The sequence below is a fragment of the Desulfosalsimonas sp. genome, assembly GCF_046483245.1.
Taxonomy (GTDB): Bacteria; Desulfobacterota; Desulfobacteria; order Desulfobacterales; family Desulfosalsimonadaceae; genus Desulfosalsimonas.
Genome location: NZ_JAWODO010000064.1, coordinates 22,055 through 29,213 on the forward strand (window position 1 = coordinate 22,055; position 7,159 = coordinate 29,213).

8 protein-coding genes are annotated in these 7,159 nt (G+C 50.2%); 3 read left to right on the forward strand and 5 right to left on the reverse strand.

Features of this window, described 5'->3' with window-relative positions; translation table 11 throughout:
• Positions 1-255 precede the first annotated feature (255 nt).
• Both R6U41_RS06385 and R6U41_RS06390 read right to left on the reverse strand, forming a co-directional pair.
• On the reverse strand, positions 256-1,308 hold the full coding sequence (locus R6U41_RS06385; RefSeq protein ID WP_410269000.1) for a DUF6765 family protein: 1,053 nt from the start codon (positions 1,306-1,308) through the stop codon (positions 256-258).
• Positions 1,309-1,389: 81 nt separating this feature from the next.
• Positions 1,390-2,268 carry a radical SAM protein gene (locus tag R6U41_RS06390; protein WP_410269001.1) on the reverse strand — a complete coding sequence of 293 codons (879 nt, stop codon included), beginning with the start codon at positions 2,266-2,268 and terminating at the stop codon, positions 1,390-1,392.
• A 254-nt stretch (positions 2,269-2,522) separates the two neighbouring features.
• Here R6U41_RS06390 and glpX point away from each other — a divergent pair, with 254 nt between their 5' ends.
• Positions 2,523-3,506, forward strand: coding sequence for a class II fructose-bisphosphatase (gene glpX, locus R6U41_RS06395; protein ID WP_410269002.1), 984 nt, complete (start codon positions 2,523-2,525; stop codon positions 3,504-3,506).
• A 47-nt stretch (positions 3,507-3,553) separates the two neighbouring features.
• On the opposite strand, the gene R6U41_RS06400 is transcribed toward glpX, so the two are convergent.
• From R6U41_RS06400 to R6U41_RS06410, 3 genes are all read right to left on the reverse strand, one after another.
• The gene (locus R6U41_RS06400) at positions 3,554-3,871 is read right to left on the reverse strand and encodes a nucleotidyltransferase family protein (protein ID WP_410269003.1); all 318 of its coding nucleotides are present in this window, start codon (positions 3,869-3,871) and stop codon (positions 3,554-3,556) included.
• 592 nt (positions 3,872-4,463) lie between these two features.
• The gene (locus R6U41_RS06405) at positions 4,464-5,069 is read right to left on the reverse strand and encodes a hypothetical protein (RefSeq protein WP_410269004.1); all 606 of its coding nucleotides are present in this window, start codon (positions 5,067-5,069) and stop codon (positions 4,464-4,466) included.
• A 385-nt stretch (positions 5,070-5,454) separates the two neighbouring features.
• Positions 5,455-5,730, reverse strand: a complete 276-nt coding sequence (locus tag R6U41_RS06410; protein WP_410269005.1) for an SWIM zinc finger domain-containing protein — start codon at positions 5,728-5,730, stop codon at positions 5,455-5,457.
• A gap of 413 nt (positions 5,731-6,143) precedes the next feature.
• Between R6U41_RS06410 and R6U41_RS06415 the strand changes: the two genes are divergently transcribed.
• On the forward strand, positions 6,144-6,395 hold the full coding sequence (locus R6U41_RS06415) for a type II toxin-antitoxin system Phd/YefM family antitoxin (protein WP_410269006.1): 252 nt from the start codon (positions 6,144-6,146) through the stop codon (positions 6,393-6,395).
• Complete coding sequence (locus R6U41_RS06420; protein WP_410269007.1) at positions 6,392-6,646, forward strand: Txe/YoeB family addiction module toxin; 255 nt, start codon at positions 6,392-6,394, stop codon at positions 6,644-6,646. Before R6U41_RS06415 ends, R6U41_RS06420 begins: the two co-directional genes overlap by 4 nt.
• The last annotated feature ends 513 nt before the right edge of the window (positions 6,647-7,159 follow it).

Sequence of the window (7,159 nt, forward strand, 5' to 3'; positions counted from 1 at the left end):
ATTACTGTTGAACTGCTGTCATTATGCTAATTTTTGTTTTCAAGCGTAGAACAGATCGAATCTGTTACTTTTGCACTCACATATCTTCCATAATTGGGCGAAACTTCAGAAATAAATGGCTCCGTCACATCCGGATCATACTGAGTAAAAACAAATCCGCCAATAAAAGGGATTATGCCCACTTCCAACCACCCGATCTCTGTCCAGGTGCGGTCTATTTCAGCCTGGCGGAAAGTGTATGTCAGATTTTTTCACCTATGCCGCAATCACGTCATTGGGCGGCAAGATATTGCTCAGCACCTGGGCACGGTGGATCCGGGCGGCCTGGTAAAACCGGTAAACCGGCAGCTTGTCCATATTCTTGGGAATTGTTTCCGCCTCCAGATCATCAATGCTTGCAGACCAGTTCGGGCCCTTGTACACAGGAATCCGGGTTGTGCCGCCAAACAACCGGTTTTCCCGGATCGCCTTTTTCCAGGCCCTGATCCGTGCCGGTTTATCGGCTTCCAGCTCAATGATTTTCTTTAACCCATGGCGGATCTGCCGCCACTGCTTTGCCGTACGGCTCTGCCCGTGCTCTGGCACTTTTTCCAGATAGTCCTGAAACATTTCATGCATGGCCCGGCAGGCATCCAGATAGTCTTTGGGGTTTTCCCGCTCAACGGTTTTGCCGTCTGCGGCCCGGACATAGCGCCACCGCAGATAGGGCCGATCCGGATAGGTGGTGGCCGCGGCGTGGCCCAGGGGAAACGTTTGGCTCAGCCCGTATGACACCACCCCTTCCAAAAACTGTTTTGCCTTGTTTTGAATATAATCGAGAACCCCGTTGTCTGCCACCTCCAGTTCAATACTTCCCGCGGATATGGCGTTATAGCTGTGGTTTGCGCCCATAAACCCGTCATGGGCAAAGGTATCGGCATACACATGGGCCGTGATCCCCATGAGATAAAGCCCGTAAGACGCCTGGGCCCCAATGGCCGTGTTTCTTTTCACCATTTTTTTGGCAACCGGGCTGTTTTTCCCGCAAAGCAGCTTGTCTGTAGGCGTTTTCCCCTCTCCGCCGGGCAGAAAATGAAACGGCAGCCAGACCTTTCTCTGATCCTCGCCGTCTGCGTTTTTAAAATCCAAGAGCCTATGGCCCGTCAATTCCGCAAGAATGCTTCTGCCGTCTTCCAGAAAGACTTCCTTGTCCCAAACCGCATCATCTGTATATTCGCTTGCAGTGGCAACAATTTCCGCCGGCCCCGGCCGCATCCCGGCAGCCCGGGCCAGGGCATAAATCCCAAAATAATGCATGTCTGTTTTCATCAGTCCCCCCTTCCCGGCAGTGCCGGCCAGTTCAGGAATCGACAGCACCCGTCTGCTCTGCCTCTTTTCCCAACTCCCGGATCACAGCCCGCGATGATTTTCCGGCCGCAGGGCGGACATGTCCTGTTTTGTCAAAACCCCGCTGACCAGCGCCAGCATCCGGTCCTTGTCCTTTTGCAGCTCCCCGCTGACCGGCAGATAATTTGAGGCATGGGCGCCGATAAACTTCAGGTTGTCGATGGTGATGTTTTCCATCATGATCTTCATCTCTTCTATGGTCTCAAGCGGGCCGGGCAGTTCAAACGCCTGGTTTTCAACCTTTTGATACAATGGCGTGTTTGGCACCGGCGTGTAGGTCAGAGCAGCCAGGTACCGGGGCCTCATCCGGTTGGTGATTTCTGCTGTGGCCTCTGCGTGCCGCCGGCTTGCATCGCCCCGGCCGGCAATGCCCAGCAATACCATGGAAGAAAGATTGATATCGGCCTGCACAAGATCCTGCCCGGCCCGGAGCATTTCTGCGGCCGTCACCCCTTTTTTGACATCCGCCAGAACCCGGTCATCGCCGGATTCCACCCCGAGATAGGCCTTGGTCAGGCCTGCGGCCCGCAGGGCGGTCAGCTCGCTCATGTCTTTTTCAAGGATGCTGCTGGGCCCGGCATAGGTGCCCACATGGCGAAGGGACGGAAATGCAGCATAAAGGGTGTTTAAAATTTCAAGCAGCACTCCGGTTTCCATTGCCAGGGCGTCGCCGTCGCACAAAAACACCTTTTCAAGGTCGCTGTAATAATCTTTGGCCATTTGGATATCGGTCTTGATATCGGCCAGCGACCGGATCCGGTATCTGCGGTCCTTGTACATGCCGCAAAAGGTGCAGCGGTTATGGGAGCAGCCGATGGTGCATTGCAAAAGATAGCTATTGGCTTCGCTAAACGGCCGGTAAATCTGTCCTTCATATCTCATGTCATCTCCGAAAAAAAATATCCAGCCGGCTTTGACGCCGGTGGTTATGGGTTGGTCAAATATTTCAAAAAAACAGTTTCATGAATCCATATGGATGTCAACCCGGGCTGTGCCGGGATTTTCCGGATCAGGGTTGTGTAAAAAACCAAATGGTTGTATCCATTTTATTTGTTTATTATGAAGAGATCATGGTGCCGGCTCAAAAGCGCGCAAACAATCTTTACCAATGCATACAGACCCAAGGAGACACACAAATGGAATACCCGCAGCGTAACCTGGCCCTTGACCTGGTGAGAACAACCGAGGCCGCGGCCCTGGCATCGGCCCGCTGGCTGGGCAGAGGAGAGAAGGAATCCGGGGACAAGGCCGCAGTGGAGGCCATGCGGTTGTCATTTGGGGCCATTGACATCAACGGCACGGTCATTATCGGCGAAGGGGAAAAAGACAACGCCCCCATGCTGTTTAACGGCGAAAATCTGGGCACCGGCGCCGGGCCCCGGGTGGATGTGGCCGTTGATCCGGTGGAAGGCACCAATCTTCTGGCATACGGCCGACCCAATGCCATTTCCGTTGTGGGAGTCTCACCTGCGGGCACCATGCTTGATCCCGGGCCCAGCTATTACATGGAAAAACTGGCGGTTTCCGCAGCAGCCAGAAATGCCGTGGACCTCAATGCCCCGGTTGACACAAACCTGGCAGACATCGCAAAAGCCCTGGGCAAAGACATTGCCGACCTTGTGGTGTTTGTCCTGGACAAGCCCCGGCACGCGGACCTGATCCAGGCCATCAGAAAAGCCGGCGCCCGCATTCAGCTTCACTCAGACGGGGATGTTGCCGGTGCCCTGATGGCCATTGATCCAAATTCTGAGGTGGACGTGATGATGGGCACAGGCGGCACGCCCGAGGGGGTTTTGTCGGCCTGCGCGATCCGCGCCATTGGCGGGGAGATGCTCTGCCGCCTCAATCCCCAGAAAGACAAGGAGAAAAAAGCCCTGGCCGAAGCCGGAACAGATCTGTCCCAAATATTTTCCGTCAATGATCTGGTGAAAAGCGATGACGTGTTTTTTGCCGGCACCGGAATTTCAGGCGGGAGTTTTCTTTCAGGGGTAAGATATACCGGAAACGGCGCCACAACGCATTCCCTGGTCATGCGGGGCAAAACCGGCACCATCCGCTACATCGAGTCCCACCACAACTGGAACAAGCTCATGCGCTTCAGTGCCGTGAAATATGATTGATTTTCCACATTCCGGCAGGTTTTTTCAATATTATTTCACGAATGTATTCAGATGGCGACAGGGACACGCTCTACCTCCTTTAAAATATGGGGGCCGATGTGCGGACTTAAACCTTCCGGGGTAACGACCTCGACTTTCCGTCCCAAAATTTCTTCAAGAAGGAAAGAAACTTCCATGAAATTATCAAAGGTATGTTTTTCAGAATGAAATTCCACGAGGATATCGATGTCACTCGAATCGGTCTGTTCTCCCCGCGCAAACGACCCGAATAGCCCGATGCTTCTGACGCCAAAAAATGAAAGCCGCCCCTGTTGCTCCAGGACACGCTTAATCAACTCTTCTTTGGTGGTTACCCTGCTTTCCATTTCAGAACGACCCCCTCACCGATTTTAACCACCAAGATACAATAAAGACAATTGAAAGGCAATAAAATCAATCGGCTAAAAATCTGGACAAGCTCACTTTGAGTCTTTCCTGAACCCTTTGAAATAGCGTCCAGCCCTGCACGCTGACGATCTGTAAGGTATACTTGGGTCCTTATCATGGCTGACTTCCAAAGGCGCTCACACTACCAATGTACATCGTACCTGCCTGGCGTCAAGATTATAGATCCAAGATAGCACCATGGCCCCGGAATTCTTCCGGAAAGGTTTGGTCGCCACTTTACAAACGCCGGATAATCTGCGAAATTGAATTTGCTTTCACAACCTCTGCCGGCCAAAACAGTATCACCCTAAGGATTTGCAAAGCGCCTGTCATATGCCCAAAAACATTTCTGAAAACCGAAAAAACAACAAAGCCTCTGATAGCAATCCCCCCATTGATGTCACCTGTCTTGGCCCTGCAACCTGCCAAAGCTATCAGGGCGAACGCCCCATACAGATGGCCTGGAAACTGGAACACCCAATGCCGGTTGATCTGGTCCGACCCCGCCACCTGACTGCCACCCGTCGTATATCAGGTTTTGAGATTGAACTCGGGATAGTGCACTTTTAGACATTCAGGGCATATGCCGTGGCTGAATTCCGCATCGGAGCGATCCCGTATATAGGACTCGATGGGTTGCCAGATGTCGTTATCGTCCCGGATTTTTTTGCAATGAGAACAGATGGGAAGAAATCCTTCAAGACGCCTGGCATGGTCTTCACTGTCCTCGGCGCGGACCCGCACCCTTTCAACGACCAGAACCACCAACCCAAGTGCCGCCAGAACATGAAACCCCACCAGAAATCCAAAGGCAGGATGAATCAGCGACGGAAACTGAAAGAAAAAGGGAAACAGCAGAACATACACCCCCCATGCAATCAGGCTCCATCCTGCAAGCCTTCGCCCTGCCGTCCTATTGGAGGGCGTGAATTTGAGCATCATGCATCCGGCCCATACAAAAAGAACGGTCCGCAGGGCCATGATCAGAAAAAATGAAGCAAAGCTATAGTGAGGCATCAGAAGCATTGCTACGGCCCAGACAGAGGCGAATCCGAACAGGGCATACACATTCCAGCGCTTGAACGCATTGCCGGTAAAGCGGTAGGCGCCCCCGACCATGATGACGAATCCCAGCATGTGAAAAATCTCGCCCGCTGTAAAAAACAGCCATGGCCGGCCTGTTGCTGTTGCCGCCCAGCACAGAAACCCTGCACTGTTGAGGAAAAACCCTGCCCGCAGTATTCCGGCCCGACCACACCGCCAGCCGCCCCGCGCAAAAACAGTATCCCGAACCCGATACAAAGAAACAGGGCGGAATACCCGAGAAAAATTTCATAAAGTGCAGCCAGAGCCATTATGGTTCGCTCTCTGTTTTGATTTTTGGATACTTTTTATTTACCACCTGCTATTTCATGCAGCATTTGCGGAACGAAAACTTTCCAGGGAAAGCCGGTCGCTTTTGCCTTCTCGTTTTTGTAGGCAAAAACGAGTTTTCAGAGCAATTGAGAAACCGCCCGCCTTTTTAACGACCTTGTTTTTTTATAACCGGTACGCCTTCCAGGCTGTCGAGAACCTCCACCGGCAGACCATCATCCATCATAACCACCTTGACTGCATATCTTTGTGTCCCGTCCACCCAGGCAACCAGGCCGCCGTCTTCTGTTACGGCCGGATCCCGAACCCGTCCCATCCTCTGATACCCTTTTCCCCGGGAGACAATCCTGTCTCCGGCCCAGTCCGCAAAATCATCCCACGTCAACTCAGCAAACGGATCCGGTCGTGTTTTTTTCTTTGCCATGGGTTCAGTTCCAGTTCAGCAGACGCCATTCGGGAAACCGGGCAGATCCAGCAGTTGTTGCCCCAATGGCAAATGTTTCCGGTTGTGCACACGCTAAAACCTAAATTGAGCGATTTTCAAGTTTGCCGCAGATACAAGGAAGATGCAGACAAGCTATAGTGGACTATGCGAGACTGCATCTGACGCAGTAGATGCGGCAAAATTGGAAATCCCGGAGGGTTTCAAATTTTAACACCTGAAAATGACTTAATTCCTTAAAAAAATAAAAAATATTGATCCGTGTAAAAATTTGAAACGCTCAATTTAGGTAAAAAAATTCATATACTGCCCCCGAAATTTTAATGCCGGGGTACGGGTTACTCCTTGACATTTTACCTTTGATACGTACAATATGCTGTACAGGGGGTGATAATATGAAAGCTATAACTTATACCGCAGCAAGACAAAACCTTGCGAAAACAATGGAAAATGTTTGCAGAGACCGCTCCCCGGTGATTGTAACACGCAAATCATCGGAATCGGTTGTTATTATGTCTCTTGAGGACTTTGAGGCCCTTGAAGAGACAGCTTATCTCCTACGGTCTCCGAAAAACACAAGACGCCTGATTGAATCTATTGCTCAGCTGGAAAACGACGAAGGCTCTGAAAAGGAGCTAATAGAGTGAAGCTCATTTTCTCTGACAACGCCTGGGATGATTATCTTTATTGGCAAAAGACGGATAAAAAAATCCTTCGCCGAATCAATACCCTCATCAAGGAAACGAAACAGAATCCTTTTGAAGGTATGGGAAAACCTGAACCATTAAAGCATGCACTTTCAGGCTACGGGTCCAGGCGAATAACCGATGAGCACCGATTTATTTATAAAGTTACCGAAAATGCAATTCATATCGCGCAATTGCGATACCACTATTGATACATCTTTTAGCCCCAACAATAAATTATACAGTTTTTTCTGTTTAATTCCATATGATAACAGATAAATGATAAATATTAGATAGTTATAAATAAATAAAATAAGTTCATAATGCCCCTTCATTTGGTTGCTATATTGCACTTTTTGGGGTTAAAAATTTCGGTAACGGCGGAACTTCTGTAGATCCTACAGGAATAATTACCTATCTCACCCCCAATTCTACAGGTACTAACGCAAGCCTCTATAATCAAACTTATTCTAAAGTGGTAGACGATAGGTCTGTTAATAATATCGATCCAGCGAGAAATAGAATAGAAACTAGACACGTTTCTGGAACTAACTATACTGATGTATTTGTTACCTGCTTGCTAGATTACGGTGAACCGGCAGATCAAGCAGCTTTTGACAACGCAACAGATCAAGCTGGTGCTTATATATTTGACGAACTAGGTCTAAGAGCATCTTCTGCCTCAGGCGAAGGCAGATTGTTAACACATGTTCTGTTTCATCCTG

Bases quoted from the DNA above. Each gene is read 5' to 3' on its own strand.
- R6U41_RS06385 (WP_410269000.1), bottom strand. From the start codon at position 1,308: ATGAAAACAGACATGCATTATTTTGGGATTTATGCCCTGGCCCGGGCT.
- R6U41_RS06390 (WP_410269001.1), bottom strand. From the start codon at position 2,268: ATGAGATATGAAGGACAGATTTACCGGCCGTTTAGCGAAGCCAATAGC.
- glpX (WP_410269002.1), top strand. From the start codon at position 2,523: ATGGAATACCCGCAGCGTAACCTGGCCCTTGACCTGGTGAGAACAACC.
- R6U41_RS06400 (WP_410269003.1), bottom strand. From the start codon at position 3,871: ATGGAAAGCAGGGTAACCACCAAAGAAGAGTTGATTAAGCGTGTCCTG.
- R6U41_RS06405 (WP_410269004.1), bottom strand. From the start codon at position 5,069: ATGCTGGGATTCGTCATCATGGTCGGGGGCGCCTACCGCTTTACCGGC.
- R6U41_RS06410 (WP_410269005.1), bottom strand. From the start codon at position 5,730: ATGGCAAAGAAAAAAACACGACCGGATCCGTTTGCTGAGTTGACGTGG.
- R6U41_RS06415 (WP_410269006.1), top strand. From the start codon at position 6,144: ATGAAAGCTATAACTTATACCGCAGCAAGACAAAACCTTGCGAAAACA.